Source organism: Ichthyenterobacterium magnum, from assembly GCF_003610635.1.
Classification (GTDB): domain Bacteria; phylum Bacteroidota; class Bacteroidia; order Flavobacteriales; family Flavobacteriaceae; genus Ichthyenterobacterium; species Ichthyenterobacterium magnum.
In genome coordinates this window covers 345,941-366,661 of record NZ_RAQJ01000003.1, presented here as the reverse complement: position 1 = coordinate 366,661, position 20,721 = coordinate 345,941, and the positions used below count along the sequence as shown (strand labels likewise).

Below are 20,721 nucleotides of genomic sequence, written 5' to 3'. Positions count from 1 at the left end.
GGAGAAATAATGTTTTAGTTGTTATATAAGTAATAAAGCCGTTTATGGATAAAGACTATTTAATAGAAAAGTGGTTAAAAAATGAGTTGACTGATGCAGAAAAAGAAGCATTTGAAAAGCTAAATGATTATCAATTACATGTTGATGTTTTAGACCACGCAAAACATTTTAAAGCATCAAACTTTTCTGATGTTGATGATTTTAACACATTTAAAGAGGCATACCAAGATACTACACCTATAAAAAAAATAGATTGGTTTAAGCCAATGCTTCGTATGGCAAGTGTTTTAGTTATTGGCTTTGCTATTTATTTTTCTTTCTTTTATAATAACCTGACGCAAATAGAAACCCTAGTTAATCAGAAATCAACAATTCAATTACCAGATAATTCTCAAGTAACGTTAAATGCAGATTCTAAGCTTGTTTATAATAAAAGCAATTGGGAAAATAAACGAACGCTCGAATTGGATGGCGAAGCATATTTTAAAGTAGCAAAAGGTAAAACCTTTGATGTTGTTACTAGTAATGGGATTGTTACTGTAGTAGGAACAGAGTTTAATGTAAAACAGCGCAATGATTATTTTGAAGTTAAGTGCTTTGAAGGTATTGTGCGCGTAACTTCAGATACTATTACAAGACAGTTGTTAGCTGGAGATACGTATCGTGTTTTAAATACTATTTTTACTCAAGATAAAATAACATATACAGTTCCGCAATGGACAAAAAATGTGAGCACATTTAAAGCGGTTCCTTTTTCTAGAGTGATTTTAGAATTTGAGCGTCAGTATGGTGTTCATGTAAAGGTTAATAATACAGATGAAAAACGTTTGTTTTCTGGCGGATTTACTCATAATAATATTGAAAATGCCCTTATGTCTATTACAGAGCCAATGGACTTAAACTATAAAATAAGTACACCCAATCAAGTTGTCATTAATGGGAATAAAAAGTAGGCTGCTTTTATTAGTATTGACACTTTTTATCGCCTTTTCTTTTAGCTTAAATGCTCAAGAAGAAGTTGGTGCAAAACCTCTTGTAGAAATTTTTAAGGTTTTAGAACAGCAATATAGTGTTCAGTTTAACTATGCTGAGGATCGTGTTGAAGGTATACTAATCAAACCACCATCTTTAGAGTTATCTTTAAAAAAAGCGTTAGAATATATTGAAGAATTAACAGGTTTGTCTTTTTTCATCGTTAGTGATAATTTTATTCTGGTTAATGCCAATAATAAAACGTTGTTTTTTAAACTTCAATCACTTCCAGAAGTAGTCATATCTAGTTATTTGGTTAAAGGAATAAATAAATTAAATGATGGGTCTTTTCAAGTCGATTTTTCAAATTTTGATATTCTTCCAGGCCTTATAGATACAGATGTATTGCAAACAATTCAAGCATTTCCTGGTATTTTAAGTAGTAATGAAACGGTTTCAAATATAAATATTAGAGGAGGAACACATGATCAAAATTTAATACTTTGGGATGATATTAAAATGTACCAGTCTGGACATTTTTTTGGGCTTATTTCTATGTACAATCCGCAAATAACGCAAGAAGTAAGTTTAATAAAAAATGGAACAGAAACCAGTTTTACCGATGGCGTTTCTGGAACCATTTCAATGAAAACAGAGCAAAAAATTAATAAAGAGTTTAAAGGCAGTTTTGGAGCTAACTTTATAGATGTAAATGGGTTTGTAGATGTTCCTGTAAACGAAAACTCTTCGCTTCAATTTGCAGCAAGAAAATCAATTAGTGATGTATTAGAAACACCTACATATAGTAATTTGTTTGATAGAATTTCGCAAGATACAGAAGTTGAAACCAATGTAAACAGTATCATCAATTCTGATAAAACATTCGATTTTTATGATGTGTCTTTAAGATGGATTTATAAAATAAATGATAAAGATAAACTACAACTCAATTTCATTAATGTTGACAATGAGCTTATGTTTAACGAAAACGCTATGGTAAATTCTGTTGAAGAATCTAGGCAGAGTAATCTAACTCAAAATAGTATTGCAGGAGGCATAAATTATAATAGAATTTGGAATAATAAATGGCAATCTTCACTCGAGATTTATGAAACAGATTATAAGTTAAAAGCTATTAATGCCAATATAATTGATAATCAAAGGTTTTTGCAAGAAAATGTTGTTTCAGAAACAAGCCTAAAATTAAAAGCAAATTATAAATTAAACAATAAGCTGCAACTACGTAATGGTTATCATTTTGTTGAAACAAAAGTCACAAATTTAAATGATGTAGATGTTCCTGTTTTTAGACAGTTAGTATCAGAAGTTGTTAGAACCCACGCACTTTTCTCTCAATTAAAGTTTAAATCATTAAATAGGAAAACTAACTTTAATTTTGGATTAAGATATAACTATATAGATAAATTTAGAAAGCATCTTTTAGAACCAAGGCTTAGTTTTAATTATAAGATTTCTGATGCATTTACATTTGAAGCTTTAGGAGAAATGAAGCATCAAAATACTTCACAAATTATTAATTTCCAAAATGATTTTTTAGGCATTGAAAAACGTAGATGGCAACTCTCTAATGATAATGATATACCTGTTTTACTGAGTAAACAAATATCTGTAGGTATTAATTATACTAGCAAAGGATGGCTAGTAAGTACCGAAAGCTATTTTAAGACTATAGATGGTATCACAACGCAAAGTCAAGGATTCCAAAATCAATACGAATTTATTAGAACAAGCGGCAGTTATGATGTTTTTGGTTTAGATGTTTTATTAAGGAAACATATTAAAAATTTTAACGCATGGTTAAGTTATTCTTATATGAATAACGATTACACATTTAATTCACTTCCAGAAAATTCGTTTCCTAGTAATTATGATATTACGCACGCAATAACCTTTGGTACGGCTTATGTTTCTAGTAGATTTAAAGTTTCTAGCGGATTAAATTGGCATTCGGGGAAACCAACAACAAATCCAAGTAATGGTCATGAGATAGTAGATAATGAGATTAATTTTGAAGCAACTAATACAAGTAAATTAAAAAGCTATTTAAGATTAGATGTGTCTGCACTTTATAATTTTAAATTAGGTAAAAAAGCGAATGCAAATTTGGGGATTTCAATCTGGAATGTATTAGATAGAAGTAATGAGGTTAATAATTTTTTTAGAATTAATGATGATGCAATTAATGAAGTTAGACAGAGTTCTTTAGGCATAACACCCAATGCTTTTTTTAGAGTTAATTTTTAGCATATAAATATAATAAGCCAATAGCAATAGCAATACCAAAACTTATAAGTGTTCCTATTAAAATATATTCGGTTAATTTTCTATGTTTAGATTCTTTTAAATCTCCAAATCTAAAAACAGATTTGGCAGTAATTAAAAACCCAACAGCTTCCCAATGGTCGGCAATAATAAATGTAAAAACGAGAATTCGTTCTAATATACCAATATATTTGCCAGCGTCTTTTAGAGATTCGTTATTTTCAGTTAGTTTTGAAATATCCCATTTTAAAAAAATAGCTTTCATAATAATAGATACGGGAATTGTTAAAAATAAAACACAACTCAGGAGTAAAAGATTGTGTTCTGTTATTAAACCGTTGAGAGAAAATGTTTGTTCTGTAAATAAGAAATAGACCAAGACGATAATAAATATATGTAGCAACTGGTCTATAAAGAAGAACATTTTTTTTGTTTCCTCTTTCTGGATTAAAAGTTTTGTAGCATCAATAATGAAATGTGACACACCAATAATAACTATTACTGGCCATAATGTAATATCCCAAAGCATAATAAATAAAAGGGCCACATGAATGGCAATATGCAAATACAATTTTGGCGATTTAAGTTTCTTGACTTCCTTTTCTTTAACCCATTTTTCTGGTTGTAAAAAGAAATCTCCAATTATATGTGTTAAAAATAGTTTTATAAGTAAAATCATTTTTCTTTAATTAAATTTAATTCTAATAGAGTTATTTTCTCATTGTATAATCTATTTAAATCCATTATATCATTAAAATTAGCTCGTTTAAAACGTTTACTAATTGCATCCTGACTAATGCCTATTGCTTCAGCCATTTCTGACTGCGAAACGCCATAGTTTTCTAAGTATAATTTAATAACTTCAGAAGAGTTGACAGTCCAATTATCCATCGATATAAGAGCTAGTCTAAAATATAAATTAAGCTCTTTGTTTAAGTTTAAATATCTTGTCTTTATTTTTAAATTAGTTTTTTCTCCTTTCAACTGCTCTAAAGTTTCCCCTGAAAATTGAAAAGCTTCACCATTAGATTCTGTGACTATACTTCCTTCAAAAGTTTTATCACCAACACCAATTGCCATACGCACATCTAATCCTTTTACTGTTTTTATACATGCTTTAATATATGTTACTATATAAAAGACTTGTTGGTTATTTTTAACTTCAATTTGAAAGCTATCACCACGATATATTTCCCAATATTTTTTATCTATACCAGTTTTTGTTAATGCTTCTTTTAAAGGCATTAACCATGTTTCTGGGTTGGTAAATTTCCCAGACCTAATTATGTCTCCAGTTATTACGCTTGTCATTTATTCCTTATTTATGGAATAAACAAATATATGCCATAATTATGGAATAAACAAATACATGCCTTTAAAACGGAATGTATACGTGTTCCTTACTTAAGAAATATTGAACAGGTAGAGTGTAATTAGCTATAATCTTTTAGGAGGTAAATTTTTGCACAATAGTTTTTTAAGTCTTCTAAGTAGTGAACATAAGAAAAATTACAGTGCTTAATCACTTTTATTTTAGTATTTTATATCTCAACACGAATACCAAAGAGTATTGAGGTGCTATCAACATAATTTATTGAAGCTTTCATAGTTACGCTTGCCAACCTTAATAAGGCTTAAAAAGCCATACTGTATTTGCAGAAGCAGTAACACAATAAGTGCCAGAGTGTTTTGAAGCACAAGCAAAAGCAATTTCATCCATTATGCTTAAAATATAACTACCATGAATTTTTACCTCAAAATTTGAATGTATAGGTTGCATAAGTTGTGATATGCTAATACGTGTTGAATCGTATATTTTTATAATTACTCATCGTCTTCTGCACGTTTTACAATAGCTTCAGGTAATGCCTTTTTAGCTTTGGCTCCCATTTTTTTAAGCTTCTCAACACTTGTGATAAGATTTCCTCTGCCTTCAAAGAGTTTATTCATTGCTAGAGAATAATTCTTTTTGGCTCTATCCATATCATTTCCTACACTAGTTAAGTCACTCATTAAATTATGAAACTTATCATATAAAGCACCAGCTTGACGTGCTATTTCTATAGCATTACGCTGTTGTTTTTCATTATTCCACATCGTATCAATTGTGCGTAATGTTGCTAAAAGCGTAGAAGGTGTAACAATTACAATGTTTTTCTCGAATGCTTTATTATATAGCGAGTTATCATCATTAATAGCAACAGCAAATGCAGGTTCTATTGGGATAAACATTAAAACAAAATCTGGTGATTCTATATCATATAAATCTTGATAGTTTTTATCAGACAATTGATCAACATGTTTTTTAATAGAATTAACATGTGCTTTTAAAAATGTAGGTTTATCGTCATCTTCGGCATTTACAAGGCGTTCGTAATCAGTTAATGACACTTTACTGTCAATAATCATTTTTTTGTTATCTGGAAGATGTAAAACCACATCTGGAAGCACACGAGAACCATCATCTAAAGTAAAACTCTGTTGTACAAAATATTCTCTGTCTTTTTCTAATCCAGATTTTTCAAGAACACGCTCAAGTACCAATTCACCCCAATTTCCTTGCATTTTACTATCGCCTTTTAAGGCTTTAGTTAAATTGGTAGCTTCTTTGGTCATTTGCTGATTGAGGTCTTTTAAGCCAAGTAGCTGCTCTTTTAAAGCAGAATGCATACTAATACTTTCTTTTTGAGAATCTTCAACCTTTTTCTCAAAACCTTGAATTTTTTCTTGTAAAGGATTTAAAATCTGCTTTATATTTTCTTTATTCTGAAGTGTGAATTTTTCTGATTTTTCATCTAAGATTTTTGTGGCTAATAACTCAAAGTCTTTGCGTAGTTGCTCTTGTCTAACTTCTAACTCTTCATCACGTTTTAAATTTTGTTGCTGAAGGTTTTCATACTCAGTATTTTTCCGAGTTAATTCAGCATTTAAAAACTCCTTTTCTCGTCTAATATCTTCGCGTTCATTTTCAATTTTATTAAGATTTTCTTTTAGCAATTCAATATTAGAAGCCATTTGATTCTGACGTTCTTGAAGTGTACTCTGTTCACTTTTACTTTTTAGTTTAGTAAAAAGCATTCCTAAATAAGCACCAATTGCTGCAGAAATTAATATAGAAAGTATGAGAATAAGGTTGTCGTTCATTTAAAATTGAAGTTTAACCAAAGATAATTTTTTTAGTTGAAGCCTGAAGCTAAAACTTAGAAGTTTTAACAGAAAAAAAGAAATTCTAACTCTCATTTATTAACCTTAAAGCTTTCAGAATTCTTGTCGAAAGAGATTAAATCATCAGGGAAAAGATTTTCAAAAACACCTTGGCTTATTAGTTTGTTTGGTGAGTTTGAAACTACTGCGTCTTCAGTCATTACTATCATTGAATCACATAATTGAATGGCTAAATCTATTTCATGTGAGGAAAACAAAATGGTTTTACCAGTTTCTTTTGTTAAACGTTGTAGCAACTTTAGGATATAAGCTTTATGATACATATCTAGATGCGTTGTTGGCTCATCAAGAATTATCAAATCTGTATCTTGGGCTAAAGCGCGAGCGATCATCACTTTTTGTAATTGACCATCGCTGAGTTCGAAACACTTTTTATGTTTTAAATCGTCAATATTAGTTTGTTGCAACGCTTGGTTTATAATTAAGAAATCGTTTTCACTTAGGTTACCAACCCAATTTGTGTAAGGCTGTCGCCCTAAAGCCACGACTTCAAACACTGATAAGTTTTTAGAAGCTATAGGCTCTGTTAATACCAAGCTCATGGCTTTAGCTAATTCATTTGCGTAGTATGTTTCTAAAGTTTTTTTATTAATAAAGATATCACCATTTAGAGCTTGTTGTACATTGGTTATAGTTTTTAATAAAGTAGACTTTCCAATACCATTTGCACCAACTAAACCAATAAGCTCACCTTTATGTAATTCAATAGTTATATTTGAACTAATAACTGTTTCTTTCTTCTTGGTTTTATAGCCAATTGAAAGTTTATCTGTTTTTAAAATGATATGTTGATTAGATTTATTAGTCATTAAAACATCATTTTTCGTTTTCTAATTAATAGCCAAATAACTACTGGAGCTCCAATTAAAGATGTAATGGCATTAATTGGAAGCGTATAATCACTAGTTGGTAATTGCGCAATACTATCGCAAATAAGCATAATAATTGCACCAAATAGAAAAACAGCTGGTAGCAATATTTTATGATTTGAGGTGTTGAAAATTTGACGTGTCATATGCGGAATAGCCAAACCTATAAAGGCTATTGGTCCAGCAAAAGCGGTAATGGTTCCTGCAAGTAAACTAGTTGCAAGAATTATAATTAAGCGACTTTGTTTAATATTTAAACCTAAGCTTTTTGCATAGTTTTCACCAAGTAAAAACGTATTTAATGCTTTAATTGATGCTATAGTCATTAGTATTCCTATACAATAAATGATAAAGAAAATAAAAAGCTCATTCCAAGATAGGTTTCCTAGGCTTCCAAATCCCCAAAAAATGTATTGTTGTAGTTGCTCAGCAGAACTAAAATAGGAGAGCACACTTACAATTGCGGCTGTAATGCTCCCAAACATCAACCCAATAATTAGAATAGCCATAGTATCTCTAACTTTTGATGAGACTAGCATTACAGCTAATAGTACTAAAAAACTACCTAAACTTGCAGCAATAACTATGCTCCATTTAAACATAAATAAACTGGCCATTGCACCTCCAAACAGACCTGAACCTAAAATAATTAAGGCAACTCCTAAACTTGCTCCAGAACTAATACCCAAAACAAATGGACCAGCTAATGGATTTCTAAATAAGGTTTGCATTAATAATCCAGATATACCTAAACCTGAGCCAACTAAAATTGCTGTAACAGCTTTTGGTAATCTATAGTTTAGAATAATATAGTTATCTGCAGTACCAAATAAGCTATTAAAAATTTCTTTTGTAGAAATAGAAACAGAGCCTAAACTAATATTACCTATAAAACAGACAATCAAAATAATGATTAATGCTATAAACGAGTTTCTATATGTTTTTGTGTTTGTCAACTATTGTAAAGGTTTAAAAAAGTAAGGTTGATAATTTTTTAGTAATTCTGGGTGACAAACTTTTATAATATCTTTGAGCACTAAATCTGGTCTTGCTATACCTAATTCGTAATATAAAACACCTCCAGTTTTTCCTGTGGTGTTAGAAAACGTATAGATGTTTTTGTTTTTAAAAGCATCAAATTTAGTGTAATGAGCGTTGGCCTTTTCTAAAGCTTCAAAACTTGGGTAATAAGATGGACTTAACCACAAGTCTGCTTGCTTGGCTTTATCAAAGACAGTTTCAAAACTTAAAGCTAAACTACCACTTCCTGTGGTTGTACTCCAAAGATAATTTGTATTGGCATCTTTTAAAATTTGAGCTTCCGAGCTTGTTCCTTTTGGCAAATACCAAATGTCTTTATGCATGGCACCACTTAAAATAGTAGGTTGTTTTTTTACTTTTAATGCGAGTTGTTTTGCTTCTAAATAGTCTTTTTCAATGTGATTAAAAATAGAATCCGCTTCTTTTTCTTTATTAAAAAGTGCGCCAAAAAACTTAATCCATTCTGCTTTTGCTAAAGGTGAAGACTCAACCCAATCACCATTATAAATTACTGGAATTCCAGATGTTTTAATGGTATTTAAAGATTTACTAGTGCCATCAACACCAAAACCCACTACCAAATCTGGATTGAGTTCAAGAAGCACTTCGGTATTTAAGCCTTCATTTTTGCCAAGTTCTCTAACTTTTCCATTATCTATTCTGATGCGTGTTTTTTCTGATGATACATAATCACATCCAGGAAAACCTACAAGAGTTTGTTCGACACCTAAAAGCTCTAAAGCAGGAATGTGAGTTGTAGATGTTACAACAATATTTTCTATAGGTAAGGTAATAATGCCATCATAATCATCTTTTAGAAAAGACGTTATTGAAGCTTTCTCTTTAGTAATTAATGCATAGCGATATGTCTTTTCAGCTTTTGGCCAAGGATTTTTAATTTCTAGAATAGAAAAATTTTCGTTTTTGCTTATTGAAAAACCAGTTGCATGAGATAAATTAACATGTTCGATTGATTTAGGTGGTAGTAATCTTTTTAAGCCTTTGTCTTCTTTACAGGAGAAGATTAAGATTAATAAAAGTAAGGTTATATAATTTTTCAAAATTATTTCTTTTATGCATCAAAAGTAATATTATTTAATGTTTTGCTTAGAAGATTAAACAAAATGTTTAATTTCGCAGCGAATTTTGGTTCTATTTAATTTATTTAAATGGATTAAAAGGGAATCTGGTTAAAATCCAGAACTGTTCCCGCAACTGTAAGCTATAAAGCTTCATGTTAAACTTCACGTCACTGAAGAGTAAATCTTTGGGAAGACCAACATGAAGACGCAAGTCAGGAGACCTGCCATATTCAAAAAAAAATAAGTCAAACTTTCGGGATAAAAGTTTACGTATGATAATCCATGCGATTCTCGATTAATTACATTAAAAATGAACACAAAAACACAAGTTTTTGGTATGCTATGTTTTGGTATATCATTATTTGGATTTGCTCAGCAAGTTAAAGATTCAACACAAGTGCAGCAATTAGATGAAGTTGTTGTAACAGATTCTAAATTTAAATTAAAACGCGAAAATTCTGGTAAAGTCATTACTAAAATTACGCAAAAAGAACTGCAAAACCTTCAAGGAAAAACGATTGCAGAAATTATTAATACTGAGGCAGGAATTGAGGTTAATGGTACAAAAAGTAATGCAGGCCAAAATCTAAGTTATTTTATTAGAGGTGGAAGAAATAGGCAAGTTTTGGTCCTTATTGATGGTATTGCGCTAACAGATGCTTCGCAAATTGCAAATGATTATGATTTACGTTTACTAAATGCAAATCAAGTTGAAAGCATTGAGATTTTAAAGGGAGCTTCAAGTACTTTGTATGGCTCTGGAGCAGCAACTGCTGTAATTAATATAAAATTAAAACATGCATCAAAGAATGTTGTTTCTGCAAGTTTGAGAAGTGTACTTGGGACTAATCAATCGCAGGAAGATAATAGCTATGCAATTGAAAACTTTAATAATAGTGTTTCTGTAAATGGAACTCTTAACAAGTTTAATTATTTAGCAAGTTTTGGAAATCAATATACTAATGGGTTTTCTGCAGTTTCTAACGGAATAGAAAAAGATGCATTTAACTCAATTAATGGAACTGCAAAATTAGGATATCAATTTTCAAAAGCTTTTAAAGTTAATGCTTACGGAAGTTTTGATAAATTTAAAGCTGATTTTGATGATAGTTTTGGTTTTGTTGATGCAGATAATGTTTCTAAAACAAATCAATATAGAATAGGTGTTACATCTGAGTATGCATATAAAAATGGAAGCCTAACACTTAATACTGCATATAATGATACAGAACGTAAGATTATGTCTAGTTTTCCAAGCGAATTTAAAGCTAAGAGTATGATTGGAGATATTTTTAATCGTTATAATTTTAATGATACGTTTTATACAGTTTTAGGTGTAAACGCCCAAGAACAAGACATGGAAAGTTTTGCAATTCCTTTTGGTAGTACTTCATTAGAGCAAAGTATAAATCCAGATGATGCAAAATTTACAATAGTTGATCCTTATGCTAATGCAGTTTTTGTTTCAGATTTTGGACTTAATGTAAATGCTGGATTACGTTTAAATAATCACAGTGAGTATGGTTCACATTTAGTATATAGCTTAAATCCATCATTTAAAAAAGATGTAAACTTTGGTTATATTAAAGGGTTAGCGAGTTATAGTACCGCTTATATTACACCTTCATTGTATCAATTGTTTGAACCTACTTACGGAAACGCAGATTTAAAACCAGAAGAAAACACAACTATAGAGATAGGAGCAGAGGTAAATATAAAAGATAAAGCAACATTTAGTGTTGTCTATTTTAATAGAGATGAGACTAATTTTATTGATTTTGTTGATACGGGTAGTTTTGTATTTAAGTATAAAAATATAGATGAATCGTTTACAGCTAGCGGAATAGAGTTTTCTACAAATTATAAGTTTACGAAAAGCTTAAAATTGAAAGCTAATGCAACTTATACTAAAGTAGAAGATGATTTAAACTTGCGTATACCTGAGCTTAAAGTAAATGCGCAATTAGAATACCAGTTTAATCTAAAAACATTTATGAGTTTATCGTATCAATTTAATGACGATAGAAGAGATGTTGTTTTTAATAATTTAACCTTTATGAATGATGATGTTACTTTAAAAAGTTATAGCCTTTTAGATCTGTATTTTAGTCATAAAGTACTGCAAAATAAAATGACACTTTTTGCAAGTGTATCTAATATCTTAAATGAAGATTACCAAGAACTATTTGGTTATACTAGTAAAGGTCGAAATGTAAATATTGGATTTAATTTAAATCTATAAAACTAAAAGCCGTTGTTTAAAAAAGTGTTATTCTGAATGAAAATGAAGAATCTCAATAAAATCACTTTTTAAACAGCGGCTTTTTTAATTGTTTAATTGAATTTTAAAAAGGGATGTTCCTCGTCATTTTCAATATACATTTCGTTTTCAAAACCATTAGTATCTATTTTTGAGTTTATTGGCATTAAACTAGAGTTTTGATAATATGGCATTCTGCCAGCACCCATTATATCTAATATTGCCGCAGCAAGTAAAGGCTCATTAATATCTCCAAATGTGCCATAGTTTAATGGTGATTCTATAATTTGAATGTTTGGTACCAAACCTGTAGGTGGTACTTCAAGATCATCAACATTAATAGAATTAGCAACTAAGGGTTGTAAAGCATACGTATGATTTGGGTTTGCATTAGCGCGACCAAAATCAGGAGAATCATAAATTGTAATAGATGCTTGAGTTTTACCAACAGTAGTGTCACCTATTTGTATGACTTCTATATATGGTCTTAAGCTATTAATAATAAGTTCACTTGCAGATGCTGATCTTGCAGATGTTAGTACATAAATTTTTTCTAAATTATTAAGACTATTAATTGCAATGTTATTAAACGTGTTAGTGAAATTAAAGTTTCTATTACTTGCTTGTTGATCTTCATTATAAACTAATTTAGAAAATACATTGCCGTTTTCTTGTCCAGCAATCATACTTCCTAAAAGGGAAGCAGTGTTTACAGAACCTCCACCATTATATCTTAAATCTAACACAAGATGTTGTATGTTACTAGCAACAAACTCACCAAAAGCATTATTGAGCTGCGTATCAAAATCTGATAAAAATCGATTATACATTAAATAGCCTACATTTTCACCATCAACATCTATGATTTTGGTTCTATGCACAGGGTTTTCTGTAAAAAGGACTTTTGTTAATGTAATTTCTGTGTCTGAAGATTCTATTGTGTCATCATCAATTTGTGGTGTTCCATTATTGTTGTAGTTGGCTAGGTTTAATGTGTATGTGTCTTGATTTAAGAGAGAATTTAAATTGTCATTAGTTAAGCTTACACCATTAACAGCATCAAAAACTTGTCCGCGTTCTAGTCCTAAATCGTCTGCAGGACTACCATTTAAAACCATACGCACAATGCCAAAAACATTATTTTGGCTTTCTGGAGAAAAATAAAACTCTAAATGTAAACCATTAGTTTTGGTAGAGCCAGTAAGAAAATTTTCTAAAGCAATATAATCTGGTACTAAAACACTAAATCTATCAACAGTTTCAGGTTCATAAATAAGGCTTTCAAATAAATCTTCTGGTCCAGAAAAACCATTTAAATAATCATTATAGTCATCATTTGTAGTAAATCTGTCATTAAATAAATCTGGAACATCAGCTTTGTATAAATAGACTGAGTTCATACCTTTCCAAACAAAATCACTTATTTCAACGGCTGATATTGTATTATCATCATTATCTTCAAAACAACTTGTTAAACTAAAAATAATAATTGCTAAAAGACTTATCTTTAATATTCTCATGGGAATTGTTTTTTTCTTTTTCAATGTACAAAACCAATAGTACTTTGTTCTAGTAAACTATAAATTTACTTACATTATTGTAAAATAAAAATTTTATGTAACAAATTTAAAAGTGTATCGTCGTAATAATATGAAGCAGAATAATCATCTGTTTTAAACTAACAAACCACAATGACACAAACTGATTTTACAAAATTGGTATTGCCTTTTAAGGATAAAGTCTTTCGTTTAGCAAAAAGACTTTTAGTTTCTAGAGAAGAAGCAGAAGATGCGACGCAAGAGATTTTATTGAAGTTGTGGAATAATAAACAGAAAATTGCCGAATACAAAAATGTAGAAGCGTTTTCAATGACAATGACAAAGAATTTTTGTTTAGACAGATTAAAATCTAAACAAGCACAAAATTTAAAAATTGTTCATAGTAATTATCAAGACAATAATACATCGTTACAAAAAGAAGTAGAAAATAAAGATAGTGTAGATTGGGTTTCAAAAATAATTGAGGAGCTACCAGAACAACAAAAAATAATATTACAGCTCAGAGATATTGAAGAGTATGATTTTGACGAGATAGCAAAAGTAGTAGATATGAATCCTACAGCCATTAGAGTAGCATTATCTAGAGCAAGAAAAACAATAAGAGAAAAATTAACTAATACACATCGTTATGGTATTAAATAGTATAGAAAAATTATTAGAAAAATACGACAATGGTGAAACATCGCTTAAAGAGGAGCAAAAACTTAAAGATTATTTTGCACAAGATGATGTAGCGCCTCATTTAGAGTCTTATAAAATGATGTTTCAATACTTTAACACAACAAAACAAGAACTATATACTAAAGACGTTCCATTAAAACCTAAGAGAAACAATCTGTATAAATGGATTTCTGTCGCAGCAGTAGCAGTTCTAATGTTAGGTATATTTATTCCTAGAGATTCGCAAATAAATAGTTTAGCTGAGTTAACTCCAGAACAATTAGAAGCGTATTCTCAAACCAAAGAAGCTTTGGCAATGTTGTCTTCAAATTTTAACGAAGGTACATCTGGTTTAAATGCTTTAAAATTTGCAGCATCAAGTTTTGATAAAGGTGCAGAACAAATGAATTACGTAGGTGAATTCGGAAAAACAACAAACAAAATTTTAAAAAACAAGTAAATTAAATAGTAAAATCATGAAAAATTCAAGAAATTTTCACAAACACTTAATCAATAAAAGTCTCGTGAGTAAAAAATTAATTTTAATAGTTGCAATAGTTATAACTCCAATGTTATCATTTAGTCAAAGTATTTTTGATAAGTTTGAAGATTATGAAGACGTATCATCTTTTGTAATGAATCAAAAAATGTTTAATATGCTTGCAAGCATTGATATTAATCTTGACGATCCAGAAGAGCAAGAATTTTTAGAAATGGCTAAAAAAATTACAGGACTTAAAGTATTTACAACTGGAGATGCTAAAATTTCTAAAGAAATGAATGGGACTGTTACAAAGTATTTAAACAGTTCTGCTCTTGAAGAGTTAATGCGTTTTAAAGATGGCTCACAAACAGTTAAGTTTTATGTGAAAGAAGGTAAAGACGAAAATCATGTAAAAGAGTTATTAATGTTAGTAAATGGTTTAGGAGAAATGACCAAAGGACAAGATATTACTATTAATGGCAAGAAAAGAGAATTTGAAACCGTTTTATTATCGCTTACAGGTGATATAGATTTGCGTCAGGTATCTAAAATCACAAATAAAATGAATGTTCCAGGTGGGAAGCACCTTGAGAAAGCAGGATCAAAAAACTAATAGTGTAATGACATCATCAATCAATAAAATAATCATGTTGTTGATTTTGGTTGCAACTCTACACAGTTGCAACCAAGGTCCAACATTACAAACATATTATGTAGATAATGAATTGCTACCAGGTTTTACATCGTTAGATGTACCTACTAGTTTTTTAAACATAGACGAAGCAGGATTAACAGACGAGCAAAAAGAAGCTTATAATTCTATAGATAAATTAAACATGCTAGGCTTTGTTATTGGAGAAGATAATAAAGCAGAGTATAAGGTAGAGTTAGCTAAAATTAAAACCATTTTAAAAGCACCTAAATATCAAGAGTTAATGCGAGGAGGCAATGCTACAGATGGTAAGTTTGTAATTAAATTTATTGGCGAAGAAGATAGTATTGATGAGTTAATTCTTTTTGGTAATGCAGCAAATCGTGGTTTTGTTATAGTAAGAGTTTTAGGTGATGATATGAATGTTAATAAAATAATGAAATTATCATCTGTGCTTCAAAACTTAGATTTGGATAATTCGCAATTAAATCAATTTACAGATTTTTTTAAATAAACTGACACTTATTTAAATTGTTAATAGAAAATCACTTAAAGGTTACTTTGAGTGATTTTTGTTTTCAGTATTTTTTAAAATTATCATAAGCATATATATGCCAAAAAAAGCAAAGCCAGTAAACAAAAGCACTTTAACAATAAAGTAATCAAGTACATCAAGAATACCAGCTGTTAGAAAACCAACCGTAATAATTCCTGTATAAATAAGACCTAAAGTATTTTTACTTATTGTTGCCATGAGGTTAAGTAGTTTTTAGATACCTGTATAATTACTTGGGCTTATTGCTTTTAATTCAGTTTTTATAGATTCTGAAACATCTAAGGTATCAATAAAATCTGAAATAGATTTTTGATTTATTTTTTCATTAGTTCTTGTTAACCCCTTTAGAGCTTCATAAGGATTTGGGTAAGCTTCACGACGTAGTATCGTTTGTATGGCTTCTGCAACTACAGCCCAATTGTTTTCTAAGTCTTCAGCAAATTTACTTTCGTTTAAAAGTAATTTATTTAAACCTTTTAAAGTAGATTTAAAACCAATTAGTGTATGCCCAAAAGGAACACCGACATTACGTAGTACAGTACTATCTGTTAAGTCACGTTGTAATCTAGAGATAGGAAGTTTAGCAGATAAATGTTCAAAAATAGCATTAGCAATACCTAAATTCCCTTCAGAATTTTCAAAATCTATCGGATTTACTTTATGCGGCATTGCACTACTTCCAACTTCTCCAGCCTTAATTTTTTGCTTAAAATAATCCATTGAGACGTAGGTCCAAATATCTCTGTTTAAATCTATAATAATAGTATTAATACGTTTTAAACAATCAAACAGTGCAGCCATATGATCGTAATGTTCAATTTGGGTTGTTGGAAACGAATGTTGTAAACCTAATTTCTCTTGTACAAATTGGCTTCCAAAAGCTTTCCAATCAACAGACGGATAGGCAACTTTATGGGCATTAAAATTACCAGTAGCTCCACCAAATTTTGCAGCACTTGGGATATCGTTTAATAAATTAAATTGTTCTTCAAGTCTAACTGCAAATACTTCAATTTCTTTTCCTAATCGTGTAGGAGAAGCTGGCTGACCATGTGTTCTTGCTAGCATTGGTATATTTGCCCAATCTTTAGATAAAGCTTTTAGCTTTTCAAGAATTATAAAGTATTCAGGAACATAAACATCGTTCATAGCTTCCTTAATACTTAATGGTATTGCTGTATTATTAATGTCTTGAGAGGTTAATCCAAAATGAATAAACTCTTTATATTTTGAAATATTTAAAGCATCAAACTGCTCTTTAATAAAATATTCAACAGCTTTAACATCATGATTAGTTACACTTTCAATAGCTTTAATTTTTAGAGCATCTTCAGAAGAAAATTCAGAATAAATATGTCTTAAATCTTCAAAAAGTGAAACATTAAAATCACTAAGTTGAGGTAATGGAAGCTCGCATAAGGCAATAAAATATTCAATTTCTACTTGTACGCGATATTTTATGAGTGCTTCTTCAGAAAAATATGGTGCTAATGTTTTTACTTTGCCTCTGTATCTTCCGTCAATAGGAGAAATAGCATTTAATGGTGATAATGACATGTGTTGTGTTGTTGTTTTTAAAGGTGCAAAGATACAGTTTTGGTTTACGATTTTCGATTTTTGATTTATGATTTTTTTTGAAATTTAACAGCTCACTTTTTACTGAGACTGAAAACTAACTTTTAACCTTTTTTAAAATATGTCTTGCTCTAGCTTTAAAGCCAGAGCTTTGCATTTGATAGTCACGCTCTAAAATCATGACTAATTCTGGGTGAATCCAATCATAATCTTTGCCGAGAAGATATAAAGAATTCATTGCATAGGCCTTAGGTGCAATTTTTTCGTCATTTATCATCCAGTCAAAGCATGATTCTACAATTTTTTCTTGATGCGCTTTGGTTAAAGCGTATTTTATCTTATTATCAGTTTTTGCGTAGTAAGCCGTTACTAAATATTCGCAAACTTTTGCAACAGGTCTTACAGCAGAATCTAAATGTACACGATGCATATTTTTAGTAAATGTATCTAAATACGGGATTGCAGCTTCTATGTTTTTTCCACACATAAACTCAAATACCCAAGCAGCACGAGGCGAAATTTTATCATCTACCATAAAAAGAATATCTAATAGTTTAGGAATCAAGTTAGGGTTGTCGATAACAAGATTTGCGTAGTGTAATCTTTTTTCTCGAGAATGATTAACGTAATTTAATTCTTTATAGAGTTGGTCTGTAGTCAAAAGGTTTTATTATTTTTAAGTTCTAAAATTAATCAAAATGAAACATCTGTGTATAATTTTACATAATTATACTATAAAGTTGATTTGATGTTCTATGTGATTTAATAAAAAAAATAAATATTTACTCATGAAAATCATAAAAAAAATACTTTTAGTCTTGCTTGTTCTATTCTTAATTGCTCAGTTTTTTGAACCAGAAAGCAATGAAGGCGATATAGCTTCTATCGGCACTTTTTTAGCAGAGACAAATCCTCCAGAAGATGTAAAGCAAATATTAAAAGAGAGTTGTTTTGATTGCCATAGCAGTGTTACACGCTACCCTTGGTATAATAAAATAACACCAGTAAATTATTGGTTAGCAGATCATATAAAACACGGTAAAGGGCATTTTAATGTCTCTAAATGGAATGAATATTCTATAAAAAAGAAAGACCATAAGCTCGAAGAACTTATTGAAATGGTTGAAACTAAAGAGATGCCCTTAGCATCATACACATGGACACATAAAGAAGCTAATCTTACTGATGCTCAAATTAAATCTGTACTAGATTGGGCAAAACAAGTGCGTTCTGAGTATAACTTAGAAGCACATTAATTTCTATGAATAAAAAACTGTTAATCATTGGTTTTGTTTGGCCAGAACCTAAAAGCTCTGCAGCCGGAAGCCGGATGATGCAACTCATTCAAACATTTAAATCTCAAGATTACAATATTACTTTTGCAAGTGCTTGTGCAAAAACAGACAATGCATTTGATTTAACAACTATTGGTGTTAAACAAACTTCAATAGAACTTAATGACTCTGGTTTTGATGTTTTTATAAAAACATTAAATCCAGATATTGTTTTATTTGATCGGTTTATAACCGAAGAGCAATTTGGTTGGCGTGTTGCAGAACATTGCCCAGAAGCAATGCGAATTCTCGATACAGAAGATTTGCATTGCTTGCGTAAAGGTAGGCATCAAGCTTTAAAAGAGAATTCAGGTTTTAATAAAAGCTATTTATTTAATGATATAGCAAAGCGTGAAATTGCAAGTATTTATAGATGTGATTTTAGCTTAATAATTTCTGAAGCCGAAATAGAAATATTAAAAAATGATTTTAAGGTAGATAATTCATTATTGTACTATTTGCCTTTTCTTTTAGATAAGGTTTCTTCTGAGATTACAGCTAAATTTCCAAAATTTGAAAAGCGACAACATTTTGTAACGATAGGTAATTTTTTACATCAACCAAATTATGATGCCGTATTGTTTTTAAAACAGCATATTTGGCCTTTAATTCGTAAGCAATTACCAGAAGCTGAATTGCATGTTTATGGAGCATATGCGTCTCAAAAAGTAAATCAGTTGCATAACCAAAAAGAAGGTTTTATAATTAAAGGTTTTGCAAAAGATGTAAATGAAATAATGAAAGCAGCAAAAGTATGTGTAGCACCTATTAGATTTGGTGCTGGACTTAAAGGAAAGCTCGTAGATGCAATGCAAAATGGCACTCCATGCATAATGTCTACAATAGCAGCCGAAGGTATGTTTGGAAATCTTAATCCTAACGGTTTTATTGTTGATTCCTCAGAAGAGTTTGCAGATAAAGCTGTTACATTGTTTATTAATGAATCACTTTGGAAAGAGAAACAAAAAAATGGATTTTCAGTAATTAACGAGCGATTTAATAAAGCGTTGCATCAAAATGACTTTATTAACAGTATATCAAATATTAAGACAATGCTTAAAGAGCATCGCCTTAATAATTTTACTGGACAATTATTACAACACCACTTGTTACAAAGCACAAAGTTTATGAGTAAATGGATTGAGGCGAAGAATAGAAAATGATTCTTGTACGCATATTACCAATACTTAAACATATTAAAGTAATTACTAATTTATTATTTAGCGGTGAAAAACTGTTATTCTTTTTCGCTTAACGCTTTCACTTTTTTAGCCCAGTTATTTAGTATTAATTTTTGACTTTCAAAATCATCACCATATGGACCACAAACAATTTTTAGTTCTGTAATCTGTGTTTCTTTATTTTCTAAAAGAAGAAATTTTTCGTTGTAATGTAAATTAGCATAGTCATTTTGTATGTAAAAATTTCCAAACAATTTGCCATCATAAGAAGACGTTAAAACTCCTGTATATGGATAATGGTAGTTTACATTTGATGTTGCTCTCCAATTGCTAGTTAATGTATTATTTTTATCAAAAATTGGCTGAAGAGTTTTTGCATTTTCTGGTTTTGTAAGTACATCCCAAATCACATCTTGATTGGCTTTTATTTTTATATTATGTGTAACAAATCGTGATTTAGGAATCATATTAATTTCGTTATCATAAAGAAACTTAACGTCTTTTAATCTAGCACTACCATTACCGCCATTTAAATATCTAAAGCCAACGATAGAATCATTATCTACATTAATGGCTTGTATAACAATTATAAGGTCATTTCTTTTTGAATATTTATTGTAAAAACTAGCTAGTTTTGGCATAGTTATGTCTAGTATTTTTGCATTTGGGTATTTTTTTTTGTCTACAAAAATTAATGATGTACCATTTTGAGTTTCTTCTTTTGTGGGCATTCTTCCATTTACAACTGGCACATCTTTCCAATTACTTATATCTACCGCTGGAAAACCATTTAAATTATCAGGACAATACCAACCACCATATCTATGAGATTCACTTTTAATGGTTTTATTTTTTTGGACTTCCTTTTTTTGATTAGATACTTTAATGTCTTTACTTTTAGCTGTATTGTTGTCTTGTGAACAAGATATAAATGATGTTAAGCATAAGACAATTAGAATTTTAAATGTTCGGTTTTTCATGGTTTGAG

Annotated in this window: 21 protein-coding genes and 1 riboswitch; of the genes, 9 read left to right on the top strand and 12 right to left on the bottom strand. The window is 29.9% G+C overall.

What is annotated here, in order from left to right; translation table 11 throughout:
- Positions 1–44: 44 nt before the first annotated feature.
- Together BXY80_RS09915 and BXY80_RS09910 are read left to right on the top strand one after the other, a co-directional pair.
- Positions 45–953 (top strand): FecR family protein, encoded by a 909-nt coding sequence (locus BXY80_RS09915; RefSeq protein ID WP_120201473.1) that lies wholly within the window; start codon positions 45–47, stop codon positions 951–953.
- A complete protein-coding gene (locus BXY80_RS09910; RefSeq protein WP_120201471.1) occupies positions 937–3,237 on the top strand; it encodes a TonB-dependent receptor plug domain-containing protein in 2,301 nt (766 codons plus the stop codon). The genes BXY80_RS09915 and BXY80_RS09910 overlap by 17 nt, the downstream gene beginning before the upstream one ends.
- Here the strand turns inward: BXY80_RS09910 and BXY80_RS09905 are convergent.
- The 7 genes from BXY80_RS09905 to BXY80_RS09880 all read right to left on the bottom strand — a co-directional run bounded on the left by BXY80_RS09905 (position 3,227) and on the right by BXY80_RS09880 (position 9,451).
- Positions 3,227–3,934: a DUF3307 domain-containing protein gene (locus BXY80_RS09905; RefSeq protein WP_120201469.1), complete on the bottom strand. Its 708-nt coding sequence runs from the start codon at positions 3,932–3,934 to the stop codon at positions 3,227–3,229. The two genes, BXY80_RS09910 and BXY80_RS09905, sit on opposite strands and share 11 nt — an antisense overlap.
- A complete protein-coding gene (locus BXY80_RS09900; RefSeq protein ID WP_120201467.1) occupies positions 3,931–4,566 on the bottom strand; it encodes a SatD family protein in 636 nt (211 codons plus the stop codon). The genes BXY80_RS09905 and BXY80_RS09900 overlap by 4 nt, the downstream gene beginning before the upstream one ends.
- Positions 4,567–4,879: 313 nt before the next feature.
- Positions 4,880–5,035, bottom strand: coding sequence for a hotdog domain-containing protein (locus tag BXY80_RS13945; protein WP_162843301.1), 156 nt, complete (start codon positions 5,033–5,035; stop codon positions 4,880–4,882).
- A gap of 44 nt (positions 5,036–5,079) precedes the next feature.
- The gene (gene rmuC / locus BXY80_RS09895) at positions 5,080–6,399 is read right to left on the bottom strand and encodes a DNA recombination protein RmuC (RefSeq protein ID WP_120201465.1); all 1,320 of its coding nucleotides are present in this window, start codon (positions 6,397–6,399) and stop codon (positions 5,080–5,082) included.
- A gap of 92 nt (positions 6,400–6,491) precedes the next feature.
- Positions 6,492–7,289 carry an ABC transporter ATP-binding protein gene (locus tag BXY80_RS09890; protein ID WP_120201463.1) on the bottom strand — a complete coding sequence of 266 codons (798 nt, stop codon included), beginning with the start codon at positions 7,287–7,289 and terminating at the stop codon, positions 6,492–6,494.
- Positions 7,289–8,305 carry a FecCD family ABC transporter permease gene (locus tag BXY80_RS09885; protein ID WP_120201461.1) on the bottom strand — a complete coding sequence of 339 codons (1,017 nt, stop codon included), beginning with the start codon at positions 8,303–8,305 and terminating at the stop codon, positions 7,289–7,291. Before BXY80_RS09885 ends, BXY80_RS09890 begins: the two co-directional genes overlap by 1 nt.
- Entirely contained in the window at positions 8,306–9,451 is a 1,146-nt protein-coding gene (locus BXY80_RS09880) for an ABC transporter substrate-binding protein (RefSeq protein WP_120201459.1), read from the bottom strand. It lies immediately after the preceding gene.
- A 69-nt stretch (positions 9,452–9,520) separates the two neighbouring features.
- A riboswitch (cobalamin riboswitch) is annotated at positions 9,521–9,715 on the top strand.
- Between the two features lie 67 nt (positions 9,716–9,782).
- Here BXY80_RS09880 and BXY80_RS09875 point away from each other — a divergent pair.
- Positions 9,783–11,714, top strand: coding sequence for a TonB-dependent receptor plug domain-containing protein (locus tag BXY80_RS09875; RefSeq protein WP_120201458.1), 1,932 nt, complete (start codon positions 9,783–9,785; stop codon positions 11,712–11,714).
- A 92-nt stretch (positions 11,715–11,806) separates the two neighbouring features.
- On the opposite strand, the gene BXY80_RS09870 is transcribed toward BXY80_RS09875, so the two are convergent.
- On the bottom strand, positions 11,807–13,252 hold the full coding sequence (locus BXY80_RS09870; protein WP_120201456.1) for a S41 family peptidase: 1,446 nt from the start codon (positions 13,250–13,252) through the stop codon (positions 11,807–11,809).
- 171 nt (positions 13,253–13,423) lie between these two features.
- Here BXY80_RS09870 and BXY80_RS09865 point away from each other — a divergent pair, with 171 nt between their 5' ends.
- From BXY80_RS09865 to BXY80_RS09850, 4 genes are all read left to right on the top strand, one after another.
- The gene (locus BXY80_RS09865) at positions 13,424–13,933 is read left to right on the top strand and encodes an RNA polymerase sigma factor (protein ID WP_120201454.1); all 510 of its coding nucleotides are present in this window, start codon (positions 13,424–13,426) and stop codon (positions 13,931–13,933) included.
- The gene (locus tag BXY80_RS09860; RefSeq protein WP_120201453.1) at positions 13,920–14,411 is read left to right on the top strand and encodes a hypothetical protein; all 492 of its coding nucleotides are present in this window, start codon (positions 13,920–13,922) and stop codon (positions 14,409–14,411) included. Before BXY80_RS09865 ends, BXY80_RS09860 begins: the two co-directional genes overlap by 14 nt.
- Before the next feature lie 64 nt (positions 14,412–14,475).
- Positions 14,476–15,048 carry a DUF4252 domain-containing protein gene (locus BXY80_RS09855; RefSeq protein ID WP_245977248.1) on the top strand — a complete coding sequence of 191 codons (573 nt, stop codon included), beginning with the start codon at positions 14,476–14,478 and terminating at the stop codon, positions 15,046–15,048.
- A 7-nt stretch (positions 15,049–15,055) separates the two neighbouring features.
- Positions 15,056–15,601 (top strand): DUF4252 domain-containing protein, encoded by a 546-nt coding sequence (locus tag BXY80_RS09850; RefSeq protein ID WP_162843300.1) that lies wholly within the window; start codon positions 15,056–15,058, stop codon positions 15,599–15,601.
- Positions 15,602–15,643: 42 nt separating this feature from the next.
- Here BXY80_RS09850 and BXY80_RS09845 read toward each other — a convergent pair whose 3' ends face one another.
- From BXY80_RS09845 to BXY80_RS09835, 3 genes are all read right to left on the bottom strand, one after another.
- Positions 15,644–15,841 carry a hypothetical protein gene (locus tag BXY80_RS09845; protein ID WP_120201447.1) on the bottom strand — a complete coding sequence of 66 codons (198 nt, stop codon included), beginning with the start codon at positions 15,839–15,841 and terminating at the stop codon, positions 15,644–15,646.
- A 15-nt stretch (positions 15,842–15,856) separates the two neighbouring features.
- Complete coding sequence (purB, locus tag BXY80_RS09840) at positions 15,857–17,200, bottom strand: adenylosuccinate lyase (RefSeq protein WP_120201445.1); 1,344 nt, start codon at positions 17,198–17,200, stop codon at positions 15,857–15,859.
- A 115-nt stretch (positions 17,201–17,315) separates the two neighbouring features.
- Entirely contained in the window at positions 17,316–17,879 is a 564-nt protein-coding gene (locus BXY80_RS09835; RefSeq protein ID WP_120201443.1) for an adenylosuccinate lyase, read from the bottom strand.
- A 127-nt stretch (positions 17,880–18,006) separates the two neighbouring features.
- Here BXY80_RS09835 and BXY80_RS09830 point away from each other — a divergent pair, with 127 nt between their 5' ends.
- Both BXY80_RS09830 and BXY80_RS09825 read left to right on the top strand, forming a co-directional pair.
- A complete protein-coding gene (locus BXY80_RS09830) occupies positions 18,007–18,474 on the top strand; it encodes a heme-binding domain-containing protein (RefSeq protein WP_120201441.1) in 468 nt (155 codons plus the stop codon).
- 5 nt (positions 18,475–18,479) lie between these two features.
- Entirely contained in the window at positions 18,480–19,715 is a 1,236-nt protein-coding gene (locus tag BXY80_RS09825; protein ID WP_120201439.1) for a glycosyltransferase family 4 protein, read from the top strand.
- A gap of 74 nt (positions 19,716–19,789) precedes the next feature.
- Here BXY80_RS09825 and BXY80_RS09820 read toward each other — a convergent pair whose 3' ends face one another.
- Positions 19,790–20,713, bottom strand: a complete 924-nt coding sequence (locus BXY80_RS09820) for a hypothetical protein (protein WP_120201437.1) — start codon at positions 20,711–20,713, stop codon at positions 19,790–19,792.
- Positions 20,714–20,721: the final 8 nt, after the last annotated feature.

Bases quoted from the DNA above. Each gene is read 5' to 3' on its own strand.
- BXY80_RS09860 (WP_120201453.1), top strand. From the start codon at position 13,920: ATGGTATTAAATAGTATAGAAAAATTATTAGAAAAATACGACAATGGT.
- BXY80_RS13945 (WP_162843301.1), bottom strand. From the start codon at position 5,035: ATGCAACCTATACATTCAAATTTTGAGGTAAAAATTCATGGTAGTTAT.
- BXY80_RS09875 (WP_120201458.1), top strand. From the start codon at position 9,783: ATGAACACAAAAACACAAGTTTTTGGTATGCTATGTTTTGGTATATCA.
- rmuC (WP_120201465.1), bottom strand. From the start codon at position 6,399: ATGAACGACAACCTTATTCTCATACTTTCTATATTAATTTCTGCAGCA.
- BXY80_RS09915 (WP_120201473.1), top strand. From the start codon at position 45: ATGGATAAAGACTATTTAATAGAAAAGTGGTTAAAAAATGAGTTGACT.
- BXY80_RS09830 (WP_120201441.1), top strand. From the start codon at position 18,007: ATGAAAATCATAAAAAAAATACTTTTAGTCTTGCTTGTTCTATTCTTA.
- BXY80_RS09900 (WP_120201467.1), bottom strand. From the start codon at position 4,566: ATGACAAGCGTAATAACTGGAGACATAATTAGGTCTGGGAAATTTACC.
- BXY80_RS09825 (WP_120201439.1), top strand. From the start codon at position 18,480: ATGAATAAAAAACTGTTAATCATTGGTTTTGTTTGGCCAGAACCTAAA.
- BXY80_RS09865 (WP_120201454.1), top strand. From the start codon at position 13,424: ATGACACAAACTGATTTTACAAAATTGGTATTGCCTTTTAAGGATAAA.
- BXY80_RS09870 (WP_120201456.1), bottom strand. From the start codon at position 13,252: ATGAGAATATTAAAGATAAGTCTTTTAGCAATTATTATTTTTAGTTTA.
- BXY80_RS09910 (WP_120201471.1), top strand. From the start codon at position 937: ATGGGAATAAAAAGTAGGCTGCTTTTATTAGTATTGACACTTTTTATC.
- BXY80_RS09820 (WP_120201437.1), bottom strand. From the start codon at position 20,713: ATGAAAAACCGAACATTTAAAATTCTAATTGTCTTATGCTTAACATCA.
- purB (WP_120201445.1), bottom strand. From the start codon at position 17,200: ATGTCATTATCACCATTAAATGCTATTTCTCCTATTGACGGAAGATAC.
- BXY80_RS09890 (WP_120201463.1), bottom strand. From the start codon at position 7,289: ATGACTAATAAATCTAATCAACATATCATTTTAAAAACAGATAAACTT.
- BXY80_RS09905 (WP_120201469.1), bottom strand. From the start codon at position 3,934: ATGATTTTACTTATAAAACTATTTTTAACACATATAATTGGAGATTTC.
- BXY80_RS09850 (WP_162843300.1), top strand. From the start codon at position 15,056: ATGACATCATCAATCAATAAAATAATCATGTTGTTGATTTTGGTTGCA.
- BXY80_RS09845 (WP_120201447.1), bottom strand. From the start codon at position 15,841: ATGGCAACAATAAGTAAAAATACTTTAGGTCTTATTTATACAGGAATT.